Source organism: Streptomyces sp. NPDC048254, assembly GCF_043201895.1.
Lineage (GTDB): Bacteria > Actinomycetota > Actinomycetes > Streptomycetales > Streptomycetaceae > Streptomyces.
In genome coordinates, this window is sequence record NZ_JBICZJ010000017.1 from 20584 (window position 1) to 42609 (window position 22026).

18 protein-coding genes are annotated in these 22026 nt (G+C 72.5%); 9 read left to right on the plus strand and 9 right to left on the minus strand.

Annotation, left to right across the window (positions count from 1 at the left end):
* Positions 1 to 20: 20 nt before the first annotated feature.
* Genes ACGFZQ_RS37185 through ACGFZQ_RS37200 form a run of 4 tightly spaced genes read right to left on the minus strand, consistent with a single transcriptional unit; the run spans position 21 to position 5026 of the window.
* Positions 21 to 842, minus strand: coding sequence for a carbohydrate ABC transporter permease (locus ACGFZQ_RS37185; protein ID WP_393844094.1), 822 nt, complete (start codon positions 840 to 842; stop codon positions 21 to 23).
* Positions 839 to 1798, minus strand: a complete 960-nt coding sequence (locus tag ACGFZQ_RS37190; protein WP_393844095.1) for a carbohydrate ABC transporter permease — start codon at positions 1796 to 1798, stop codon at positions 839 to 841. The genes ACGFZQ_RS37185 and ACGFZQ_RS37190 overlap by 4 nt, the downstream gene beginning before the upstream one ends.
* 7 nt (positions 1799 to 1805) lie before the next feature.
* Positions 1806 to 3050, minus strand: coding sequence for an extracellular solute-binding protein (locus ACGFZQ_RS37195; RefSeq protein WP_393844096.1), 1245 nt, complete (start codon positions 3048 to 3050; stop codon positions 1806 to 1808).
* A 32-nt stretch (positions 3051 to 3082) separates the two neighbouring features.
* Positions 3083 to 5026, minus strand: coding sequence for a glycoside hydrolase family 127 protein (locus ACGFZQ_RS37200; protein ID WP_393844097.1), 1944 nt, complete (start codon positions 5024 to 5026; stop codon positions 3083 to 3085).
* A gap of 289 nt (positions 5027 to 5315) precedes the next feature.
* Between ACGFZQ_RS37200 and ACGFZQ_RS37205 the strand changes: the two genes are divergently transcribed.
* Together ACGFZQ_RS37205 and ACGFZQ_RS37210 are read left to right on the plus strand one after the other, a co-directional pair.
* The gene (locus ACGFZQ_RS37205) at positions 5316 to 6338 is read left to right on the plus strand and encodes a LacI family DNA-binding transcriptional regulator (protein WP_393844098.1); all 1023 of its coding nucleotides are present in this window, start codon (positions 5316 to 5318) and stop codon (positions 6336 to 6338) included.
* Positions 6339 to 6448: 110 nt separating this feature from the next.
* On the plus strand, positions 6449 to 8713 hold the full coding sequence (locus ACGFZQ_RS37210; protein ID WP_393844099.1) for an MFS transporter: 2265 nt from the start codon (positions 6449 to 6451) through the stop codon (positions 8711 to 8713).
* A 46-nt stretch (positions 8714 to 8759) separates the two neighbouring features.
* Here the strand turns inward: ACGFZQ_RS37210 and ACGFZQ_RS37215 are convergent, their stop codons facing one another.
* From ACGFZQ_RS37215 to ACGFZQ_RS37225, 3 genes are read right to left on the minus strand one after another with little or no spacing between them, the layout of a single operon-like run.
* On the minus strand, positions 8760 to 10217 hold the full coding sequence (locus ACGFZQ_RS37215) for a benzaldehyde dehydrogenase (protein ID WP_393844100.1): 1458 nt from the start codon (positions 10215 to 10217) through the stop codon (positions 8760 to 8762).
* Positions 10218 to 10249: 32 nt separating this feature from the next.
* Complete coding sequence (locus ACGFZQ_RS37220) at positions 10250 to 11854, minus strand: thiamine pyrophosphate-dependent enzyme (protein WP_393844101.1); 1605 nt, start codon at positions 11852 to 11854, stop codon at positions 10250 to 10252.
* On the minus strand, positions 11851 to 12684 hold the full coding sequence (locus tag ACGFZQ_RS37225; RefSeq protein WP_393844102.1) for a FadR/GntR family transcriptional regulator: 834 nt from the start codon (positions 12682 to 12684) through the stop codon (positions 11851 to 11853). The genes ACGFZQ_RS37220 and ACGFZQ_RS37225 overlap by 4 nt, the downstream gene beginning before the upstream one ends.
* Before the next feature lie 345 nt (positions 12685 to 13029).
* Here ACGFZQ_RS37225 and ACGFZQ_RS37230 point away from each other — a divergent pair, with 345 nt between their 5' ends.
* The 6 genes from ACGFZQ_RS37230 (at position 13030) to ACGFZQ_RS37255 (ending at position 19009) form a co-directional block, all read left to right on the plus strand.
* Positions 13030 to 13881 (plus strand): hypothetical protein, encoded by an 852-nt coding sequence (locus tag ACGFZQ_RS37230; protein WP_393844103.1) that lies wholly within the window; start codon positions 13030 to 13032, stop codon positions 13879 to 13881.
* Between the two features lie 22 nt (positions 13882 to 13903).
* Positions 13904 to 14839 carry a fumarylacetoacetate hydrolase family protein gene (locus ACGFZQ_RS37235; RefSeq protein WP_393844104.1) on the plus strand — a complete coding sequence of 312 codons (936 nt, stop codon included), beginning with the start codon at positions 13904 to 13906 and terminating at the stop codon, positions 14837 to 14839.
* Positions 14840 to 14856: 17 nt separating this feature from the next.
* On the plus strand, positions 14857 to 15414 hold the full coding sequence (locus tag ACGFZQ_RS37240; RefSeq protein WP_393844105.1) for an NADPH-dependent FMN reductase: 558 nt from the start codon (positions 14857 to 14859) through the stop codon (positions 15412 to 15414).
* On the plus strand, positions 15411 to 16916 hold the full coding sequence (locus tag ACGFZQ_RS37245; RefSeq protein WP_393844106.1) for an MDR family MFS transporter: 1506 nt from the start codon (positions 15411 to 15413) through the stop codon (positions 16914 to 16916). Before ACGFZQ_RS37240 ends, ACGFZQ_RS37245 begins: the two co-directional genes overlap by 4 nt.
* On the plus strand, positions 16913 to 17344 hold the full coding sequence (locus ACGFZQ_RS37250; protein ID WP_393844107.1) for a heme-binding protein: 432 nt from the start codon (positions 16913 to 16915) through the stop codon (positions 17342 to 17344). The genes ACGFZQ_RS37245 and ACGFZQ_RS37250 overlap by 4 nt, the downstream gene beginning before the upstream one ends.
* Before the next feature lie 162 nt (positions 17345 to 17506).
* Entirely contained in the window at positions 17507 to 19009 is a 1503-nt protein-coding gene (locus ACGFZQ_RS37255) for an MFS transporter (RefSeq protein WP_393844108.1), read from the plus strand.
* Between the two features lie 99 nt (positions 19010 to 19108).
* Here the strand turns inward: ACGFZQ_RS37255 and ACGFZQ_RS37260 are convergent, their stop codons facing one another.
* Together ACGFZQ_RS37260 and ACGFZQ_RS37265 are read right to left on the minus strand one after the other, a co-directional pair.
* Positions 19109 to 20479: a VWA domain-containing protein gene (locus ACGFZQ_RS37260; protein ID WP_393844109.1), complete on the minus strand. Its 1371-nt coding sequence runs from the start codon at positions 20477 to 20479 to the stop codon at positions 19109 to 19111.
* Positions 20476 to 21333 (minus strand): AAA family ATPase, encoded by an 858-nt coding sequence (locus ACGFZQ_RS37265; RefSeq protein ID WP_393844110.1) that lies wholly within the window; start codon positions 21331 to 21333, stop codon positions 20476 to 20478. Before ACGFZQ_RS37265 ends, ACGFZQ_RS37260 begins: the two co-directional genes overlap by 4 nt.
* 120 nt (positions 21334 to 21453) lie before the next feature.
* On the opposite strand from ACGFZQ_RS37265, the gene ACGFZQ_RS37270 reads away from it, so the two are divergent.
* Positions 21454 to 22026, plus strand: a complete 573-nt coding sequence (locus ACGFZQ_RS37270; protein WP_393844111.1) for a TetR/AcrR family transcriptional regulator — start codon at positions 21454 to 21456, stop codon at positions 22024 to 22026.

Consider the following 22026-nt stretch of genomic DNA (forward strand, 5'->3'; position numbering starts at 1 on the left):
GAGTGGGTGAGTCGGAGGGTTCAGTCCTTCACCGCGCCCGCGGTCACGCCCGCGGCCACATAGCGCTGGGCGAGGACGAGGAGGACGGCGGCGGGGACCGAGGCGACCACGGCGGTGGCCATGATCGCGTTCCACTCCTGGTTGTTGTTGCCGATGTACTTGTAGATGCCGAGCGTGATCGGCTTCCAACTGCCGCCGCCGTCAAGGGAGTTGGCGAAGACGAAGTCGGACCAGGCCCACAGGAAACCGAACAGCGAGACGGTGACGATCGCGTTGCGGCTCAGCGGGAGTACGACCGATCGGAAGGTGCGCCAGGTGCCGGCGCCGTCGATCCGGGCGGCCGAGATCAGCTCGCCGGGGATGCCCGACATGAACGCGGTGAAGATCATGACGCCGAACGGGACGGCGATGGTGGAGTCCGCGACGATCAGGCCCCACCAGAAGTTGAGCAGGCCGAGGTCCAGGAAGATGCCGTAGAAGCCCATCGCCATGACGATCCCGGGGACCATCTGCGCGATGAGGAGGGCCAGGCCCAGGGCGCCGGCCCCGCGCGGGCGCAGCTTCGCCAGCGCGTAGCCGGCCGGGGCGGCGAGAACGAGGGTGAGGGCGACCGTGCCGAGGCCGATGAGCAGGCTGGTGCCGAGGTAGGGCAACTGGTCGTCCAGGACGGCCCGGTAGCCCTCGAAGGTGGGGTGCAGCGGGAGCAGGTCCGGCGGGCTCTTGCGCATGTCCCGTTGCGGGGTGAGCGACACGTTGACCATCCAGTACACCGGGAACAGCATCAGCGCGGTGAGGAGCAGCCCGAGGGCGGTGTAACGGCGGTTCCTCGTGGGGGACTTCACGTCTCCTGCCTCCTCTGCACGCGGATGTACAGCAGGCCGAAGGCCAGGGCGATGAGGATCAGGATGTCGCCGACGGCCGCACCGGGACCGAACCTGGGCAGCAGCGTGCCGAAGCCGAGCTGGTACGACCAGGTGGCCAGGGTGGAGGAGGCGTCGCCCGGACCGCCCCTGGTCATGATCCAGATCAGGTCGAACACCTTGAGCGTGTAGACGAGCCCGAGCAGCAGCGTGATCGCCGACACCGGACGCAGGAGCGGGAAGGTGATCCGGCGGAACTGCTGCCAGGCGCCCGCCCCGTCCAGGGCCGCCGCCTCGTACAGCTCGCCGGGGATGTTCTGCAGGCCGCTGTGCAGGATGACCAGGTTGAAGGGTATGCCGATCCAGATGTTGGCGACGATCACCGACGTCAGTGCCCAGTCCGGCGAGGTCAGCCAGCCGACGGGGGCCACGCCGAAAAGGTGCAGGAAGTAGTTCACCACTCCAGACTCGCTGTTGAACATCCACGACCATGTCGACGCCGACACGATCAGCGGCAGCAGCCAGGGGACCAAGAACAGCGCCCGTAGCACGGTCGACAGCCTGAAGTGCCGGTTGAAGAAGACCGCGAGGGCCAGCCCGATCGCGTACTGGAAGACGATCGACACGAGGGTGAAGACCATCGTGTGCCGCATCGCCGGTCCGAACGTCGGATCGTCCAGCACCTTGCGGAAGTTGTCCCAGCCGGAGAAGGGTGCGTCGCCCGCCACGAAGGACCGGACGGTGTAGTCGCGCAGACTCAGGTCGAGGTTGCGGTAGAGCGGATAGACGTAGAAGGCACAGAGGTAGGCGAGCAGCGGGGTCACGAAGGCGAGCGCGGTCAGCCGCCGCCTGCGGCGCAGGGACCGGGCACCGGCCTCGCTCGCCTCCGCCGTGGCGGCCGGTGCGCGCCGCCGCTGGTCGACCCGGGCGACGGTCATGTCGGGCCTAGCCCTTCTGCGCGCTGGACTGGGCCGTGCTCAGCGCGTCCTGGGGGCTCTTGCCCCCCGAGAGCGCCGCCTGGACGGCCGTCCACAGGGGCTGGGAGATGGTCGGGTACTTGGTGCCGAGACCGCCGCTGGTACGGCCCCGGGCCGCCGCGACCGCCGCCACCCAGGGCTTCAACTCCGCGTTCTTCTTGACCTGTTCGGCCTGTACGGCGGAGGTGGGCGCCACGTACATGAGCGTGGTGTCGGTGGCCAGCAGACTGGAGTCGCTGGTCAGGCAGGTGACGATCTTCTTGCTCACGTCGTAGCGGGAGGTGTCCTGCTGCACGGGCACGGTCACGAACTCGCCCCCGGTCGGCACCGGCGCCGAACCACCGTTCTGGCCGGGGATGTTGATGACCCCGTACGGGAACCCGGCCTTGTCGGCGTTGCCGAGCTGCCAGGTGCCGTTCTCGCTGAACGCGTAGTCCCCGGTGGCGAACTCCTGCCAGCTGGTGGTCTGGGTGTTCTGCAGCACGTCCTTCGGCGCGTACCCCGCGTCCACCCACTGCTGCCACAGTGCCAGCGCCGCGACTCCCTTGGCCGAGTCGAGCCGGGTGAGGTCGCCGCCCGCGCCCCAGAACCACGGCAGGAACTGGAAGCTGCCCTCCTCCGTGTTGATCGCCGAGAAGGTGATCCCCTTCTTCCCGGCCGCCTTCACCTTCTTCAGCGCGGCCGTGAGCGACGCCCAGTCCCTGACCGAGGCCGGGTCGACACCGGCGGCGGAGAGGATCTTCTTGTTGTAGTAGAGCGCGAGGGTGTTGGCGCCGATCGGCACGCCGTAGGAGGCGTTGCCTATCGTGCCGGCGCCGATGATGTTCTTCTGGATCGACGAGGTGTCCAGACCCAGGTCGCCGGTCTTGTTGAGGATCCCCGCCTCCACCAGCGTGGAGACGACCGGGTTGTCGACCAGCATCACGTCCGGCGCGTTGCCCTGCTGGGCGGCCAGCAGCGCCTTGTTGCCCAGGTCGGTGGTGTCGTACGCGGTCCGCTTGAGCTTCACCCCGGCCGCGGTGCCGCACGCGGTGACCCGCTTGCCCCACTCCGAGGCGGCGTCGAACTGCGGATACGGGTCCCAGAAGGTGTACGTGCCGCCGGCCGGGGACGACGATCCCGAGGAGCCGGAACCGCCACCGCAGGCGGTGAGGGAGGCGAGGGTGCCGAGGGCGACGGCGGTGACCATGAGGGTACGGCGGGTGGGTATCACGGGGTGACCTCGTTGTCGTAGGACGGGGTGTCTCAGGAGGTGGGGAGCCAGACGCGCATGCTGCCGTCCTCGCGGTTGGCCCAGACGGGGTACGGGATCGCGGTCAACTCGACCGGCTCGCCGTCGGGTTCGGGACCGGTGTCGTCCGCGCTGGGGTACGGCCACCAGCCCCGGTCGGGGATGCGCCGCCGGTGTCCGGCGGCCACCACGGTGGTGATACCGCCGAGCAGGTCCGGGCGGTGCTTCACGGCCGGCGGACGGGACGGGTCGAGGACGATGTCGTCCAGACCGCCGCCCGGATGGTCGGCCTGCTCCAGGCAGTACACGAGCGGCCCCCGCTCGATCGCCACACAGCCGCGCACGGCGTCCACCCGCGGGTCGGCCGCGGTCAGCCGGGGTTCGAGGCCGAGTTCGAGGAGCACCCGGTCGCCCGGCTCCCAGGTGCGCGTCAGCCGCAACCAGCCCTGGTCCACCGGGGCGTCGGACCGGTCGTAGGTCTCCGTGCCGCACCGCACCCGGAAGTCCCGGCACCACTGTGGGACGCGCAGGGACAGCGTCCAGGGGGCGTCGGCCGGGGTCTGCTCGACGGTGAGCCCGATCGTGCCGTGCCAGGGGTAGTCCGTCTTGGCGCGCACCCGGATCAGGTCGGTCTCGTACGTCCCGGTGACGAACTGGTGGATCTGCAGGCCCTGTTCGTCGCTCGACGCCAGGTAGTGCTCCAGACTCGCCAGCAACCGCATCACATTGGGCGGGCAGCAGGCGCAGCGGAACCAGCGGGTACGGCGGGCCGACTGGTCGCCGCCGGTGTCGGTGTGGCCGTCGCGGACCTGGAGCGGGTTGACGTACAGCCACCGCTCGCCGTCCAGCGAGACCCCGGCCAGGAAGCCGTTGAAGAGGGTGCGTTCGATCAGGTCGGAGTAGCGGGCCGCACCCGTGAGGAGGGCCAGCCGCCAGCTCCACTGCACCGAGGCGATCGCGGCACAGGTCTCGCAGTAGGCCCGCTCGTTGGGGAGTTCGTAGGGGTCGCCGAAGTCCTCCTGGTCGTGGTGGGCACCGAGGCCGCCGGTGAGATGCGTCTTGGTGGCCGTCATCGCCAGCCACAACCGCTCACCGGTCGCCCGCAGTTCGGCGTCCCCGGTCTCCGCCGCCAGGTCCGCGGCGGCCGCCAGCAGATACAACTGCCGTACGGCATGGCCCTCGACGTTCGTCGCCGCGCGCAGCGGGACCCGGTCCTGGCAGTAGGCCTCGCCGCCGAGCAGGCCATGGCCGTGCCGGTCCACGAAGTAGGCGGCCAGGTCCAGATAGCGGCGCTCGCCGGTCTCCCGGTACAGCTCCACCAGCGCGGTCTCGACCTCCGGGTGCCCGTCGATCCCGTCGATGGGCCTGCCGCTGCCGGGGAGGCCGAAGACCGAGTCGATGTGGTCGGCGAACTTCCGGGCCACGCCGAGGAGTTCGGGTCGGCCGGTGGAGCGGCGGTGGGCCAAGGCCGCCTGGATCAGATGACCCGCGCAGTACAACTCGTGGCCCCAGCGCAGGTCCTGGTACCGCTCGCCGCCCTTGAGCAGCTGGAACCAGGTGTTGAGATAGCCGTCGGGCTGCTGCGCGGCGGCCACCAGGGCGACGATCCGCTCCACGTCGGCGGCCAGTGACGGGTCCTCCCCCTGGGCGAGTTGCCAGGACGCCGCCTCCAGCCACTTGTAGACGTCCGTGTCGACGAACGGGTACGCGCCCTGGAACTCGCCCTCATGCGCGGCGCCCGAGCGCGCGGAGGCCGCCAGCCGCAGGTTGTGCAGGTTCCCGGCGGACTCCAGCAGGTCCGGGCCCTGGGGGAGGGAGACCCGGGCGTTGGTGGCGCGGCGGTCGTGCCAGAAGCCACTCTCGATGGCGACGGTCGCCGGGCGCAGCGCGGTGCGGGCGCCGGGGGTGAGACGGACGGGGCCGGCGGGTGCGGGACGGGCGGCGCGGGTGCGGGGCATGGCTCTCCGAGGGTGGGGAGGGAGTGAGTGCCTGGGCGATGACGGCGTCGAAATACCGAACGCCGTCCGGGATGCAGGGCGCGATGCGGCGTGGAACCACTGTGCGCAACCGTTTTCTCGCCGAGAAGTACAGGACAGCCGAGGATAGGGGTCAAGACACCCGGCACAGATTTTTCAACTTGCCCGGCGGGTCTGGCTCTTCACGCCGGTGGCTGCGACGATGTCGGGCGGCTCTGTCGCCGGGAGGCCGGCGGCACCGCTGAGAAGCCGTCCAGGAAAAGGTTTGCCCGTGACCTCTGCGCCAGACTCTCCGCCCGTCGGCCGGGCCAGGCTCGCCGATGTCGCCGCGCTCGCCGGCGTCAGCGTGGGCACGGCGTCCAAGGCGCTGAACGGCGCCGGCCGGATGCGCCCGGAGACCCGGCAACGGGTGCTCGACGCGGTGGAGGAGCTCGGGTTCCGGCCCAACCAGCACGCGCAGAGCCTGCACAGCGGCCGCAGCTGGACCGTCGGCCTGATGACGACGGACGGCATCGGCCGCTTCAGCACCCCGGTGCTGCTCGGCGCCGAGGACGCGCTCGGCGCCGGGAAGATCTCCGTCCTGCTCTGCGACACCCGCGGCGACGCCATCCGGGAGCAGCACCATCTGCGCAACCTCACCGACCGGCGGGTGGACGGCATCATCGTCACCGGCCGCCGCACCGACCCCCGCCCGCCCCTGTCCGGCATCGACCCGGCGATCCCGGTCGTCTACGCCCTCTCGCCGTCGACCGACCCCGCCGACACCTCCGTCGTCACCGACGACCGGGGCGGCGCCCGGCTCGCCGTGGAACACCTGCTGGCCACCGGCCGTACCCGGATCGCCCATGTCACCGGGCCCGAGCACCACCAGGCCGCCCGTGACCGCGCCGCGCACGCCGTCCGGCACCTGGCCGAGAACTCACTCCAACTCGCCACCGGGCGGGTGCACTTCGGCGAGTGGAGCGAGGCCTGGGGGCGCCGGGCCGCCGACGCGGTACTGCGGACGGCACCCGACGCGGACGCCGTCTTCTGCGGCAACGACCAGATCGCCCGCGGGATGGCGGACGCGCTGCGCGAGCGCGGCAAGGACGTGCCGGGGGACATCGCCGTCGTCGGCTACGACAACTGGGACACGATGGCCCTCGCCTGCCGTCCGCCGCTCACCACCATCGACATGAACCTGGCCGAGATCGGGCGGATCGCCGCGCTGCGGCTGCTCCAGGCCATCGACGCCGAACCGGCGCCCGGGGTGCACACGGTGCCGTGCCGGCTGGTGGTGCGCGAGTCGAGCTGAGCGACCTTCACCTCCATCGCACCGAACCCGACTGTGCTTGCTTAAGTAAATCAAGTGACTTACATTCGGGAGGGTCGTGCAGACTCGAGTGGCCCTACGGAGGCTCGACCATGTCCTACGCACAGCCCCGGCCGACAGAGGCAGGGGAGTCCGCCGCGCCGCGGACCAACGCGGTCGTCGCGGTGCTGGCCTTCGGCGGGATCGTGGTCTCGCTGATGCAGACCCTCGTGATCCCCATCGTGCCCGAGCTGCCGAAGCTGCTCGACGCCTCGGCCTCCAACGCGGCCTGGGCCGTCACCGCCACCCTGCTCGCGGCCGCCGTCGCCACGCCCGTCATGGGGCGGCTCGGCGACATGTACGGCAAGCGGCTGATGCTGCTGACCAGCCTGGTCATGCTGGTCGTCGGCTCGGTCACCGCCGCACTGAGCGACACCCTCGTGCCGATGATCGTCGGCCGCGCGCTGCAAGGTCTGGCCGCGGGCGTGATCCCGCTCGGCATCAGCATCATGCGCGACGAACTCCCCGCCGAACGGCTCGGCTCCGCCACCGCCCTGATGAGCGCCTCCCTCGGCGTGGGCGGCGCGCTCGGCCTGCCCGCCGCCGCGCTGATCGCCGACCACTTCGACTGGCATGTGCTGTTCTGGACCTCGGGCGTGCTCGGCGTCGTCGCCGCCGTGCTGGTCATGCTGGCGGTGCCGGAGTCCAAGGTGCGCACCGGCGGCCGTTTCGACCTGCTCGGCGCCCTCGGGATGGCGGCCGGCCTGGTCTGCCTGCTGCTCGGCATCTCCAAGGGCGCCGACTGGGGCTGGGGCAGCGGCACCACGCTCGGTCTGTTCGGGGCGGCCGTGGTGGTCCTGCTCGCCTGGGGTTTCTACGAACTGCGCACCCGGCAACCGCTGGTCGACCTGCGCACCACCGCCCGCCGTCAGGTCCTGGTGACCAACCTCGCCTCGATCGCCTTCGGGTTCTCCATGTTCGCGATGTCCCTGGTGCTTCCGCAGCTCCTGCAGTTGCCTCAGGCGACCGGCTACGGGCTGGGCAAGTCGCTGCTCGACGCGGGCCTGGTGATGGCCCCGACCGGCCTGGTGATGATGGTGATGGCGCCCGTGTCGGCCCTCGTCTCCAGGAACTTCGGCCCGAAGATCACCCTGATGTGCGGCGCGGTGATCGTGGCCGCCGGGTACGGGCTCAACATCGTGCTGATGGACGCCGTCTGGCAGCTCGTCCTGGTCTCGTGCGTCGTCGGCGCCGGCATCGGCTTCGCCTACGGCGCGATGCCCGCGCTCATCATGGGGGCCGTCGACCCGCACGAGACGGCCGCCGCGAACAGCCTCAACACCCTGATGCGGTCCATCGGTACGTCGACCGCGAGCGCGGTCGCCGGGGTGATCCTGGCCCAGATGACGAACGTCTTCGGCGGTGTCACCGTGCCCTCCGAGAACGGCTTCAAGGTGGTCATGGCGGTCGGCTCCGGCGCGGCGGTCCTCGCCCTGCTGGTGGCCGCGTTCATCCCGCGCCGGAAGCCGGCCGCGGCGGCCGGCGTTGCGCCTGAACCCGCGCCCGAGTCACCGGGGGGCGCGCAAGGAGCCCCCGTGACCGTCTCCCTCACCGACGACGGCGTCCAGGTGCACGGACGGGTGCGCGGCGCCGACGGGACCGGGGTCGGCTGGGCGGCCGTCACCCTGATCTCCCTCGGCGGCCGCCAGCTGGGCCGCGCGGTCGCGGACGCCGAGGGCCGCTATGCCGTGGCGGCGCCCGGCGAGGGGACGTACGTCCTCATAGCCTCCGCCGACGGCTGCCGGCCGCAGGCCACCACCCTGGTGGTGAGCACCGAACCGGTCGCCTACGACGTGCTGCTCAGCGGCACCAGCGGCCTGGCCGGACTGGTGCGTGCCGCCGACAGCGGAGCGCCGGTCGCCGGGGCCGTGGTGGTCGTCACCGATGTGCGCGGGGACGTGCTCGCCACCCAGCAGACCGACGGGCTCGGCGAGTTCGCGGTCGGCGACCTGGTACCGGGCACCGTCACCCTCGCCGTCAGCTCGCCCAAGCACCGGCCGCTCGCCCTGCCCGTCGAGATCGCCGGAACCGGGATCTCCCGCATCGAGGTCGAGCTGCGGCCGGGCGCCCATGTGCGCGGCACGGTACGGGGCGCCGGGGGTCCGCTGGGCGACGCCCGGGTCACGCTGGTGGACGTGGCCGGCAATGTCGTCGCCACGACCACCACCGGGGCGGACGGCGGGTACGCCTTCTCCGACCTGGACACCGGCTCGTACACGGTCATCGCGACCGGCTACCCGCCGCACGCCGCCGGGGTGCTGGTCTCCGGCGCCGACATCCACGACCACGACATCGAACTCGCCCATCCCAGTGCGTAGTTCACCCGGCCCCGGCCGAACCGGCCCGCCGCGACGCGCCGACGCGTCAGAACGGATACGGCGCCTGGGCCGACCGGGCCGTGATCCAGCGGGTCTCCGTGAAGGCCTCGATGTTGGCGGCGCCGCCGAAACGGGCGCCGGTGCCGGAGCCGGCGACGCCGCCGAAGGGGGCCACCGCCTCGTCGTTCACGGTCTGGTCGTTGATGTGGACCAGGCCGGTGGGGATGCGCTCGGCGAGCTCCAGGCCGCGCATCACGTCGGCCGTGAGGATGCCCAGGGACAGCCCGTAGGGGGTGGCGGTGGCCAGGGCGACCGCCTCGTCGAGGTCGGTGAAGGTGCGCACCGGGGCCACCGGACCGAAGACCTCCTCCGCGTAGGCCGGAGAGGCGTCGGTGACGCCGGTGAGGACGGTGGGCCGGTAGAAGAGGTCCCGGTAGGTGCCCCCGGCCGCCAGTCGCGCGCCGCCGTCGACACTGGCGGTGACCAGGGCGTGGATCTTGTCCCGCTGGCCCGCGTCGATGACCGGGCCGAGCGCGACCTCCTCCTTGTCCGGGTTGCCGACCGGCAGCTGCGCGGCCTTGTGCGCGAGCCGCTCGACGTACTCGTCGGCGATCGAGGCGTGCACCAGATGGCGGCCGGTGGTCATGCAGACCTGGCCCTGGTGGAAGAAGGAGCCCCAGGCGGCGGTCGAGGCGGCACGCTCCAGGTCCGCGTCCGGCAGGACGATCAGCGCCGAGTTGCCGCCCAGTTCGAGGTGGGCGCGCTTGAGGTGCTCGGCGGCGGCCGCGCCGACCCTGCGGCCGGCGGCGGTGGAGCCGGTGAAGGAGATCACCCGCACCTGCGGGGCCGACACCAGTGCCGCGCCCGTGTCCGCGCCGCCGGGGAGCAGGTGCAGCACGTCCTCGGGCAGCCCGGCCTCCTCGAAGACCCGCATGACGGCGACGCCGCCGGAGACGGCGGTGCGCGGATCGGGCTTGAGCAGCACGGCGTTGCCCAGCGCCAGGGCGGGGGCGACCGAGCGGATGCCCAGGACGAGCGGCACGTTGAAGGGGGCGATCACGCCGACCACGCCCGCCGGCACCCGGCGCGCGAGGCTGAGCCGCGGCTCGGCCGAGGGCAGCACCTCCCCGAGCGGGCGGGAGACGAGCGCCGCCGCCTCGTAGCACTCCTGGGCCGCGGTCACCGTCTCGAAGGCCGCCTTGCCCGGGATGCTGCCGGCCTCCCGGATCAGCCACCGCTGGATCTCCTCGGCGTGCTCGGTGAACAGGTCGCCCGCGCGCCGCAGCACGGCGGCGCGTTCGGTGTACGGCAGCCGGGCCCAGGCGGGTTGGGCGCGCGCCGCCCGCCCGGCGGCGACCGGGACGTCCTCCGCGGTGGCCACGCCGATGACGTCGAGGACGTCACCGGTGGCGGGTTCGACGACCGGGGCCGTGCCGCCGGTGGGGGCCGTCCAGGTGCCTATGGAGGCCTTTCCGGACCAGAGCGCGGGATCGAGCAGGGACATGGCGGTCTCCGTAGAAGGGGGTGCGGGGACGGTCAGGGCCGGAAGTCGCCGTCGGCCGTGACGGCGACTTCGAGGACCAACGGCGCGGTCCGGCCGACCAGTTCGGGGCAGAGTTCGTCGAGCGTCGCGCACAGGTCGGCGTACGTGCCGATCCGGCGGGCCGGGCAGCCGAGGGACTCGGCGAGTCCGGCGACGCTGACCTCGCCGAACGCGGGCCACGGCGGCTTGCCGCCGTGCTGCGCGGCGAGCTTGTCCATGACGGCGTAGCGGCCGTTGGCGAGGATGACGAAGAGGGCGCCGACGCCGTAGTGGGCGGCCGTCCACAGCGCCTGGATCTGGTAGAGGGAGGAGCCGTCGCCGGCGACGGCGACGACCGGGCGCCGGGGCCGCGCCATCCGTACCCCGACGGCGGCGGGCAGTGCGAAGCCGAGCCCGCCCATCGCGGCGCTGAGGAAGCCGAGTGGCGCCCGGGCGGGAAGCAGGGCATGCAGGTCGGGGCGCGAGGAGGGGGTCTCCTCCACCACGACGGTGTCCGCGGGCAGCCGGTCGGCGAGCGCCGCCAGGACGTGGGCCGGGGTCAGCGACCCGTCGGGAACCGGGGCGCTTTGACGGGGTGCGGCGGTCCGCCGCGGCTCCCGCGGCGGGGTGCGGCGGGTGAGGCGGTCGCAGAAGTCGGGAAGGGGCGTGACGACGGCCAGTTCGGCGGGGGAGTGGTGGGCCTCGGCCGGATCGTCGGTGATCACGACCACCCGGGCCTGTGTCAACCTGCCCGGAGCGTAGGGGTATTGGCGCAGGAAGGGGGCGCCCACACACAGCACCAGATCGTGCGGGGCGAGTGTGGCGCGCAGCCGGGGCCGGTCGGCGGGCAGATGTCCGGCGAACAGCCGGTGGTCCTGCGGGAATCCGGCGCGGGCGCCGAACGGCTCCTGCCAGACGGGACAGTCGAGCCGTTCGGCCAGAGCCGTGAGAGCGGTCCAGGTGGCCGCGCTGTCCGCGCCCGCGCCCACGACCAGTGCGGGTGCGGACGACCGGGCGAGCAACTCGGCGACCTCGGCGACGTCCTGCGGATCGGCCGCGGCCGACCGCCGTACCGTGTCCGGGGCGGGCACCGGCAGATCCTCGGCCGGCTGCGACCAGTCGTCCATGGGGACGAGCACCAGCGCCGGGCCCCGGCCCGCACGGGCCGCGTGCACCGCCCGGCCGATCGCCCCGGGTACGTCCTGGGCGCGCACCGGCGACTCCACCCGTACCGGGTAGTCCCCGGCCAGCCCCTCCAACCGCCCGGCCAGGAAGGGCTGCTGGGCGAGATGCCGGCGGTCCTGCTGGCCCACCAGGACCACCAGGGGCGCCCGGTTCACGCGGGCCGTGGCCAGCGCGCCCACCGCGTTGCCGAGACCGGCGGTGGTGTGCAGCAGGACCAGCGCGGGCTGCTCGCGGGCCAGTGCCCAGCCGGTGGCCGTGCCGACCACGGAGCCCTCGTGGAGGGCCAGCACGAACTCCACGTCCTCGGGGAGGTCGGCGAGCACAGAGACCTCGGTCGAGCCGGGGTTGGCGAAGAGGGTCGTCAGGCCATGCAGCCGGAGCACGTCGAAGGCGGCGTCGCGCACGGTACGGACCGAAGCGGACGGTGCGGTCACGACAGGGTGCTCCGCGGGTTCGCGACCTGGCCGCCCAGGGTGACGTTGGACCGCAGCCAGGCGGTGAGCGCCTCGGTGAGACCGGCCTCGGAGAGGGGGGCCTCCCCCTCGGTCTCCCGGGCCTCGACGATCCGCTCGACGGCCACCCGGTGGTAGTCGCGGACCACGGCCGCCGCGTGCCGGGGGTCCCGGGAGGCGACCGCGGCCACGATCCGCATCCGCTCCGTGTGCAGCGCGCCGGCGACCCGCCCGAAGTCGCGGCCCTCGCCGCCGGACAGCCGCACGGCGAGCCCGACCTGCATCTCGGTGATGAACCGGCACAGGGCGGCGAGCAGCGGGTTGTGCGAGATCTCGGCGAGCGTGTCGAAGAAGCCGCGCAGCGCCGCCGCGGTCCGCTCCACGCCCTCGGCGGCGGGGACGGCCTGCGCCGCCGCCCGCAGCCGGCCGATCTCCTCGTCGGTGGCGTGCTCGGCGGCGAGTTCCGCGGCGTAGGCGTTGAGGGCGCCGAGCAGGCCGAGGACCTCCCGGCCGCCGACCTTCTCGACCTGCACCACGGAGGCGATGGACACCGCGAGCAGGGTGTCGCCCTGCGCGGTCACCGTCGCCCGGCTGCCGTTGCGGGTGTTGACCAGGCCCATCGCGGTCAGCACCCGGACCGCCTCACGGACGGTGGGGCCGCTCACGTCGTAGTACGCGGCCAGCTCCCGCTCGGACGGCAGGCGTGAGCCGTCGGGCAGGGTCCCGCTGAGGATCTGTGTGCGCAGGTCCTCGACGATCTGGTCGGCCACGCGGCCGCGGAAGATTTTCGCGGGGGTCTGAGGCACGGACATGTCACTCCCGAGCGTGTTCCGGACGTACGGCGCCCGGTTCTTCTGTGGTCTCTATCCAAATTAACCTACCTAGTAGGTTCGAGCAATGCTTATCCGCAGCCATTCGTTCGCGGGCCTGCGAGGTGCATGAGAGCTTCATGAAAGCTCATCACCTACCTTGACACAAACCTACTAGGAAGGTTTCTTGGAAGGGTGGCGATGACCGGAGGCCTTCGAAGAGGCGCGCCACGGCTCAGCCGACCGCCCGCCGACCGGCCGCTCGCCTTCGCACAACCCCCGCCCGCCCGCACCGGCCCACGCCGAGCCCCCGCGGGCGCACACCACACCCCACGACGGAGGACAGCGATGAAGATCGCACCGTTCGATCCGAACGCGTACAAGATGGACCACCCCAAGGGGACGGTCGCCTTCAACTACCTGCTCATGGGCGACCGGGACAAGCCGCTGGAGAACTACCGCTACATCCTGGGGCGCCAGGAGGGCGACTTCTCCATGCCCCGGCACTGCCACACCTTCGAGCAGATCCGGCTGCCGCTCGTCGGTGACATGAACCTCGGTGAGCAGGGCATCCTGCGCGAGGGCGAGGTCGGCTACTTCCCCGAGGGCCAGACATACGGTCCCCAGGACGACAAGCTCACCGACCCCAGGCAGCTCCAGTTGGTGCTGCAGTTCGGCGGGGCGTCGGCGCTCGGCATGGCCGCCGGGCGCGGCCGCGGTCCGGCCAACAAGGAGGCCCAGGCCGAGCGCCGCCCCCAGCGCGAGCAGCGGTTCCCCAAGCCCCGCTACAACGGGGTCGTCATCAGCAATCCCGAGCACTTCAACTGGCTGCCGGTCCCGGCGTGGCCGGGCGTGAAGCGCAGGCACATCGGGACGTACACCGAGCGGCGGTTCTGGGTCGAGTTCGTCAAGATCGAGGCCGGCGCGGAGTGGATCTCCGAGAGCGCGGACGCCAAGCGGCTGACCGTGGTGCTGTCCGGCACGGGCACGGTCGAGGGGACCGAGGTCGGCCGGCTCGGCGCGGTGGAGGCGGACGCCGGCGAGAAGGCACGGTACGTGGCCGCCGACGAGATGGTGCTGTTCGAGATCGGGCTGCCGCCGATCCAGCTGCCGGTGGAGCCGGACGAGGACAAGTTCGTGACCGTGGTGACGGACGGCGGGATCCGGTTCGAGGACCCCAAGGACGCGGACGGGAAGTGAGCCGACCGGAAAGGTCACCTCCGTGAGAATCGCTTCCCGGCGGACCCCGTTCGGCGACCGGCTCTGCTTCGCCGGCCTGGTTCCGCATCGACTCGTCGACATCCAGGGCGCCTTCGTACGACAGCTGGAGCTGGACGGCGTTCACCGCGACGACGCTCTCGCCCGGTCCCGGCTCGTCGTGCCCGGTGATCTTCCGGCGCTGCTCCGGTCGGATCCCCGACTCACCGACGTACGGCGGCTGTTCGATCGGATCGCCGCACGCCTCGACAGCGGTGTCCTCGACGACTGCCTGTGGTCCGACGATCCGCAGCGGCTGGGGGTCGTCGTCGGGCGGCCCCGCACCGTGTGGTGCATGGGAGGAAACTACCTGCGTCGGCGCCTCGCACCCGGCGAGGAGCCGCCGCCGCGGCGCGGTCCCGGTGGTGGACTCAAGGGCACCGGGGCCCTGGCCGGGCCGTACGACGAGCTGCGGTATCCCGCGATCAGCGAGCAGGTCGACTCCGAGACGGAGCTGGCCGTCGTCATCGGCTCCCGCTCCCGTCACCTCACCCCCGACGACGCCATGGCCGCGGTGGCCGGCTACGTCGGCTTCTGCGATGTCACCTCGCGGGACGTCGCGGAGCTGGACAACCGCCGGATGGACCGAGCCAAGGGCTTCGACACCTACGGCATCTGCGGGCCCTGGTTCGTCACCGCCGACGAGATCCCGGATCCGCACGCGCTGCGGATCCGCCAGTGGGTCAACGGCGAGACGTGCCGGGACGGCAGCACCGCCGAGATGTTCCACACCGTTCCCGAGCAACTGGCCTGGCTCACCGCCGCGCTCACCCTCGCGCCCGGCGACGTGCTGTCCACCGGAGCCCCGGCCGGACAGGGCGCAGTACGGCCCGGTGACGTCGTCCGTGGCGAGGTCGAGGGGCTCGGAGTCACCGAGAACAGGGTCGTCCCGGACGACTGAGCGACGAAAGGCCAGACATGCACCGACCCCGGCTGCAGATCATCATCGGCAGCACCCGTCCCGGCCGGCGCGGCCCCGCCGTCGCCGACTGGTTCCACGCCCTGGCGCAGAAGCACCCCGGCTTCGAGACCGAACTCGTCGACCTCGCCGAGGTAGGACTGCCACTGCTGGACGAGCCGCGTCCGCCGCAGCGTGGCCGGTACGAGCACGACCACACCCGGCGCTGGAGCGAGATCGTGAGCGCCGCCGACGCCTATGTGTTCGTGGTTCCGGAGTACAACCACAGCTTCAACGCGGCCACCAAGAACGCCCTCGACTACCTGGTCGGGGAGTGGGCCGGCAAGCCGGTCGGCTTCGTCGGGTACGGCGGCGTGGCCGCCGGTGCCAGGGCCGTACAGGCGCTGCTGCCCGTCGTCACCGCCCTCGGCATGGTGCCGGTGGCCGGCTCCGTGCACATCCCGTTCGTGCGGCTGTCGTTCACGGCGGACGGCGGGTTCGAGCCCGCGCCGGGGCTGGACGAGAGCGCCACCGGCGTCCTCGACGAACTGCTCCGCCGTACCGCTCCGGTCGGATGAGCGCGCCCCCGGCCACGGAACCCGCCGAGGCGGCACGGCACGGCGGGCGTGGCGTCAGCCAGAAGGTGGCCGTCTGCGTCGTCTACGTGGCCGGGCTGTTCCTGAGCACCCTCGACATGACGATCGTCAATGTCGCCCTGCCCACCATCGGCCGCGCCTTCGACGTCCCCGCCACGGCCGTCGACACCGTGTCGATCTCGTACCTGGTGAGCCTCGCGGTCTCGGTGCCGGCCTCCGGCTGGCTCGGCGACCGGTTCGGCGGGAAACGGACGCTGCTCACCGCCGTCGCCGTCTTCACGGCCGGTTCGGCCCTGTGCGGTACGGCGACGAGCCTCGGCCGGCTGGTGGTGTTCCGGGTGGTGCAGGGCGCGGGCGGCGGGATGCTCGCCTCCGTCGGCATGGCGATGCTGCTGCGCACCTTCGCCCCGCGGGAACGGGTGCGGGCCTCGGCGGTGCTCAGCATCGCCAACGGCCTGGCTCCCACCCTGGGCCCGGTGCTCGGGGGCCTCCTGGTCACCCAGGTCTCCTGGCGGGCGATCTTCTACGTCAACGTGCCGGTCGGGGTCTTCGCCGTCGCCTTCGGGGCGCTGTTCCTGCACAGCCGGCCCGCGCGGCCGGCCGAGCGGTTCGACCTGACCGGATTCCTGCTCGCCGCGTCCGGGTTCGGTCTCGTGATGTACGGCGTCTCGGCCGGGCCAGCGCAGGGCTGGCGTACCGCCCCGGTGGCCGGAGCCCTCGCCTGCGGTGCCGTACTGGTCGCGGCGACGGCCGCCGTGGAGCTTCGCAGCCGTACCCCGATGATCGACGTACGGCTGCTCGGGGACCGGCTGTTCGCGGCCGGCACCACGGTGATGACCGTGGAGTCGGTGACCTTCCTCGGCGCCCTGTTCACCCTCACCCTCTACCTGCAGGACGAGCGGGGCATGACCGCGCTCGCCGCCGGCCTCACCACCTTCCCCGAGGCCGTCGGCGTGGCCACCGGCTCCCAGCTGGCCGGCCGGGTGCTCTACCGCAGGCTCCGGCCGCGCCGGCACCTGATGCTCGGCGCGGGCGGGACCAGTGCCGTCATCGCCGTGCTGGGCCTGGTGCTGCCCATGGACCCCGGCCTGTGGCTGGTCGTGGTCCTGCTGTTCGGCATGGGACTCGCCGTCGGGCAGGTCTTCGTGGGCACCCAGTCCGCGTCCTTCGCCACGGTGTCCGACTCGTCCACGGGACGCGCCTCGACCCTGTTCAACGTCGGCCGCAGGCTCGGCGGCGCCGCCGGAGTCGCGGTGGCCACCAGCGTCCTGGTCACCGCCGGGACCGGTGGCCCCACGGCCGGTACCGCCGGCTACCGCGCCGCCTTCCTCACCCTCGCCGCCGTCAACCTGCTCGGCCTGTACGCGGCGACGCGCGTCAGCGACCGCGCGGCGGCGAGCACCATCCCCCCTCCCCGTGAGAAACACCGCGACACCCCCCACGACAACCCCCGCAAGAAGAACGAAGAGGAGTCACAACCATGAGTGCACTGACGCTCCAGCAGGCCTCCGAGATCGTGGACGCGGCCCTGAGTCACGCCCGCGAACTGGGCCTGCGCCCGCTGACCGTCACCGTCCTCGACCCCGGCGGCCACCCGCTGGTCGTCAAGCGTGAGGAGGCCGCCGGCATCCTGCGTCCGCAGATCGCCCATGCCAAGGCCTGGGGCTGCCTCGGCACCGGCCACGGCGGCGCCGCGGGAGCCCGGCACGCCGAGCGCGACCCCGCGTTCTTCGCCGCCCTCGCGTCGATCTCCGAGGGGCGGATCGCCTCCTCCAAGGGCGGCGCGCTGATCCGGGACGAGAACGGCACGCTGCTCGGCGCGGTCGGGGTGAGCGGCGACCGGCCCGACAACGACGAGACCGTCGCGGTCCACGGCGTGCAGAAGGCCGGGCTGGTCGCCGACGCCGGCTGACGGCCGCCGGCCACGGGGCCGGGACCAGGGACGGTCCCGGCCCGCACCGGAAACGGATGTAGCTCCCCCCAGCACGAGCCGCATTCCCCAGGGGGACACCCAGGTGACCCCCACGGCATCGGATTCCCCGTAACGACAGCCGATGGGAAACAGAGGTACGCCATGGCAAAGACGCCGGAAGACCTCAGCACGACCCCTGTGACGCCCCCACCCGCGGAACCGACCGGCGGCCGCCGTACCCGGGCTCTGGCCGTGTGCATCGCCGCCGCCTTCCTGACCCTGCTCGACGTGAGCATCGTGACCGTGGCGCTGCCCTCCATGGAGCGCCACCTGGACATGTCCTCGGCGCAGCAGACCTGGTCGATCGCCGGATACACCCTGACCTTCGGACTGGCGCTGATCCCGAGCGGCCGGCTGGGCGACGAGTTCGGCCGCAAGAAGGTCTTCCTCGTGGGGATGGCGCTGTTCACCGTCACCGGTGTGCTGTGCGGGATCGCCCCCGACGCCGGCTTCCTGGTCGCGAGCCGGCTCGCGCGCGGGGTGGCGGCCGGGCTGGTCGCGCCCCAGGTGGTGGGCCTGCTGCACCAGATGTACCCGCCGCGCGAACGCGGCCGCGCCTTCGGCTACTACGGTGCCACCGTCAGCCTCTCCACCGCTGTCGGCCCGCTCCTCGGCGGCGCGATCCTCCAGGGCTTCGGGACGGCCGACGGCTGGCGCTGGATCTTCTACCTCTTCATCCCGTTCGACCTGGCCGTCCTGCCGCTCGCCGTGCGGCTGCTGCCCGGGGGCCGGCGTGCCGAGCGGCGCAGCGGCCTGGACCTGGTCGGCGCCCTGGTCCTCGGGCTCGCTGTCACGGCGGTCATGCTGCCGCTACTGCAGAGCGGACCGTGGGCGGACCGCAGGTGGTGGCTGGCCTGGACCGGGATCGCCCTGCTGGAGGTCTTCGTCCTGTGGGAGACGGCGGTGGCGCGCCGGGCCCGCCAGCCCCTGGTCGACATCAACCTCTTCCGCGAACGCGCCTACTGGGTGGGCACCCTGGTCGCCGCCGCGCTCTACGGGGGCTTCACCGGCATCTTCATCGTCGTCGCCCAGTTCCTCCAACAGGGGATGCACTACTCGCCGTTCAAGGCGTCCCTGTGCACGGTGCTCTTCACCGTGGGCTCCGCGGTCTGCGGTGTCATCAGCGGCCGGGTCGTGCACCGTGTCGGGCGCCCGCTGGTGATCGCCGGCACCGCCCTGACCGCGCTGGGCCTCGCGGCCACCGCCCTGGTGGTGGGTGGCTCGGAACCCGGCGACAACATGTTCCTGCTGATGGCCCTGCCGCTGCTGGTGGCCGGCTGCGGTGCCGGCTGCGTCATCGCGTCCAACCAGACCCTCGCCCTCCAGCTGGTCCCACGCCGCGAGGGCAGCACGGCGGCCGGCGTCTACCAGACCGGCATGAAGATCGGCACCTCCGTGGGCACCGCCCTGGCGAGCTCCCTCTACTTCAGCCGGCTCCTCGCCGGCCACCACGACTTCCCGGCCGCGGCCCGCACCGGCCTGCTCGGCGCGGCAGCCCTGGCCGCCGTCGCCTTCCTGGTGGCCCTGCCCGGTCTGACCGTCCGCGGTCGCCGGGCCGCCACGCCGACCGTGGGCGTGCTGGAGGAGGCCGAACCGGCCAGGTGAGGCCGGCGCCGTGGCAGAGCAGGCACGGTGGGCGACGGATCACGGACTGAGAAACCCACCGGGTGCCGTCACCGTCCGCAGGTGACGGCACCCGGTCTGTCACACCGGCAGCAGCCGTGCGATCAGCCCGCTGAGCTGGCGGGCCGTACGGCACTCGTGCATCTCGACCAGCTCGGCGTAGTCGGGTGCCGCCGAGTCGCCGGTGCCCCACAGGGAGCGCGCCTCGGGGTTCAGCCAGTAGACGCGGCGCGCCTGCCCGGCGATCCGGCGGACGGCGGCGAGGTTCGGGTCGAGGTTGTTGGTGCGGGCGTCGCCGAGCACGAACACCGTGCTGCGCGGGCCCACCGCCGCACCGTACCGCTCCGCGAACTCGCCCAGCGACACCCCGTAGTCGCTGCTGCCGTGCCATCCGGTCAGCGTCGCCTCGGCGCGGATCCGGGCGCCGAGCCCCTCCGGGTCGGCCCGGCCGTGTTCGAGGAGACCGGTCACCTCGTCGATCCGGTTGACGAAGGCGAACACCCGGACCTTGCTGAACTGGTCGTGCAGCGCCTGCACCAGCAGCATCGTGAAGTCCGAGAACCCCGACACGGAGCCCGACACATCGCACAGCAGCACCAGTTCGGGCCGGACCGGCCGGCGCCGGCGCAGCACCGGCCGCATCGGCACCCCGCCCGTGGACAGCGAACCGCGCAGCGTGCGGCGCAGATCGATGGTGCCCCGCGCGGCCCGGCGGCGGCGCGCGGCCAACCGGGTCGCCAGCTTGCGGGCCAGCGGCTGAACAGCCCTGCGCAGTTCGGAGAGTTGATCCCGCCCGGCGAACAGGAAGTCCACCCGGTCGGCGCTCGGCGCCACCGCCCGCCGGGCGATCTCGTTCCGCCCGCGCCGCTCGGCCACCCGGCGCCGGGCCTCCGCCGCGACCATGCCCCGGAACGCCTCGATCCGCCGCCGGATCTCGTCGTCCAGCAGCCGGTCCGCGAACCCCGGGTCCGTGCCCCGCGCCCGGAGGTCCGCCCGCACCCGTGCCAGCAGCGTCTGCGGCCGCAGCCGGTCCAGTGTCTGGTACGACGACCAGCCGTCCGAGCCCGGCGAACTCCCGTACCCGCCCAGGCCGTCCACCGCCTGCGCCGCCAGCTGCCGCAGCAGCGCGGTGTCGTCGTCGGCCAGCGCGGCCGCGAGCCGCTCCCGCAACTCGTCCCGGTCGGCGGACTCCGCGCCGGGCCCGCCCACCCCACGCGGGAAGTAGAGGTCGAAGACCTGGTCGAACACGGCCCGTTGGCCCGTACCGTGCAGCAGGGTCGCCGCCAGTCCCTCGCGCAGCAGCTCCCGGTCCGCCAGGCCCAGCGCCGCCACCGCCCGGCCCGCGTCCACGGTCTCCCCGGTGCCGACCCGCACCCCGTGCGCCCGCAGCGCCCCCACCAGACCGGTGAGCCGGTCGGCGAGGTCGGCCGGAGCGGGTGCCGCTGCGCTCACAGCGCGTCCAGGTCCAGCTTGGCGGCCGCCTTCTGGATGTCGTCCTGGTGCTTGAGGATCACGCCCAGGGAGTCCCGTACGACCTGCTCGTCCAGCGTGTCGGCGCCCAGCGCCAGCAGGGTGCGCGCCCAGTCGATCGTCTCGGCCACCGACGGCACCTTGCGCAGGTCCATCGCCCGCAGCGCCCCGACCACCCGGACCACGGACTCGGTGAGCGCCTCGCCGAGCCCCGGCACCTTCAGCCGTACGATCCGGCGCTCCAGCTCCTCGTCCGGGAACCCGATGTGCAGGAACAGACAGCGGCGGCGCAGCGCCTCGGACAGCTCACGGCTCGCGTTCGAGGTGAGCACCACGAAGGGGCGGCGGGTCGCGGTGACCGTGCCCAGCTCGGGGACGGTCACCTGGAAGTCGCTGAGCACCTCCAGGAGCAGGCCCTCCACCTCGACGTCGGCCTTGTCGGTCTCGTCGATCAGCAGCACCTTCGGGTCGTCGCCCCGGATCGCGGTCAGCAGCGGGCGGGGGAGCAGGAACTCCTCGCTGAAGATGTCGGTGCGGGCCTCGTCCCAGGTCTCGTCCCGGCCGGCGCTGATGCGCAGCAGCTGCTTGGCGTGGTTCCACTCGTACAGGGCCCGGGACTCGTCCACGCCCTCGTAGCACTGCAGCCGTACCAGCCGGGCGCCCGCGACCTCGGCGACGGCCTTCGCCAGCTCGGTCTTGCCGACCCCGGCGGGGCCCTCGACGAGGAGGGGTTTGCCGAGCCGGTCGGCCAGGAAGACGGTGGTGGCGATGGCGGGAGAGGCGAGGTAGCCGGTCTCCGCGAGACGGGCGGAGACGTCGTCGACGGAAGTGAACAACGGGGCCTCCGGCTGAGCGGTGTGGAGCTGACCTTCCTATCTAAGCGCTTGTTCACCTCTCCTGCCACCCTGTATACCGATCGGTTTCCGAATGTGCTGCCGAGAGGTAACCTCGGCCCTATGGCCACCACCGACAAGGCGTCCCCCCGCGACCGGCTGCTCGAAGCCGCCGCCGAGCTCTTCTACCGCGACGGCGTCGCCGTGGGCGTCGAGGCGCTGTGCCGGTCGGCCGGGGTGTCGAAGCGCTCGATGTACCAGCTGTTCGACAGCAAGGACGAGATGCTGGCCGCCAGCCTGGAACGCCGCAGGGCCTGGTACGAGGCCCAGCTCGTGCCGGCCGAGGACGCGTCGGCGACGCCCCGCGAGCGGATCCGGCACGTCTTCGAGCGGCTGGAGAAGAGCTCCGGGGACCCCGAGTACCTCGGTTGCCCGTACCTCGCCGTCCTGGTCGAGCTGAAGGACCCCGAGCACCCGGCGAGCGTGGTGGCCCGCGACGCCAAGGACCGGATGGAGAGCTACTTCCGGGAACAGGCCGAACAGGGCGGCGCGACGGACCCGGCGGTCCTCGCCCGCCGACTGATGCTGATCTTCGACGGGGCCAGCGCCCGCGCCGGCGCCCACATCGAGCGGCTGGACGACGGGCTGGTCACCGGGACGGTGGACGTCCTCATGGACGTGGCGGGGATGAGCTAG

Bases quoted from the DNA above. Each gene is read 5' to 3' on its own strand.
- ACGFZQ_RS37190 (WP_393844095.1), bottom strand. From the start codon at position 1,798: ATGACCGTCGCCCGGGTCGACCAGCGGCGGCGCGCACCGGCCGCCACG.
- ACGFZQ_RS37200 (WP_393844097.1), bottom strand. From the start codon at position 5,026: ATGCCCCGCACCCGCGCCGCCCGTCCCGCACCCGCCGGCCCCGTCCGT.
- ACGFZQ_RS37210 (WP_393844099.1), top strand. From the start codon at position 6,449: ATGTCCTACGCACAGCCCCGGCCGACAGAGGCAGGGGAGTCCGCCGCG.
- ACGFZQ_RS37215 (WP_393844100.1), bottom strand. From the start codon at position 10,217: ATGTCCCTGCTCGATCCCGCGCTCTGGTCCGGAAAGGCCTCCATAGGC.
- ACGFZQ_RS37225 (WP_393844102.1), bottom strand. From the start codon at position 12,684: ATGTCCGTGCCTCAGACCCCCGCGAAAATCTTCCGCGGCCGCGTGGCC.
- ACGFZQ_RS37230 (WP_393844103.1), top strand. From the start codon at position 13,030: ATGAAGATCGCACCGTTCGATCCGAACGCGTACAAGATGGACCACCCC.
- ACGFZQ_RS37240 (WP_393844105.1), top strand. From the start codon at position 14,857: ATGCACCGACCCCGGCTGCAGATCATCATCGGCAGCACCCGTCCCGGC.
- ACGFZQ_RS37245 (WP_393844106.1), top strand. From the start codon at position 15,411: ATGAGCGCGCCCCCGGCCACGGAACCCGCCGAGGCGGCACGGCACGGC.
- ACGFZQ_RS37250 (WP_393844107.1), top strand. From the start codon at position 16,913: ATGAGTGCACTGACGCTCCAGCAGGCCTCCGAGATCGTGGACGCGGCC.
- ACGFZQ_RS37255 (WP_393844108.1), top strand. From the start codon at position 17,507: ATGGCAAAGACGCCGGAAGACCTCAGCACGACCCCTGTGACGCCCCCA.
- ACGFZQ_RS37270 (WP_393844111.1), top strand. From the start codon at position 21,454: ATGGCCACCACCGACAAGGCGTCCCCCCGCGACCGGCTGCTCGAAGCC.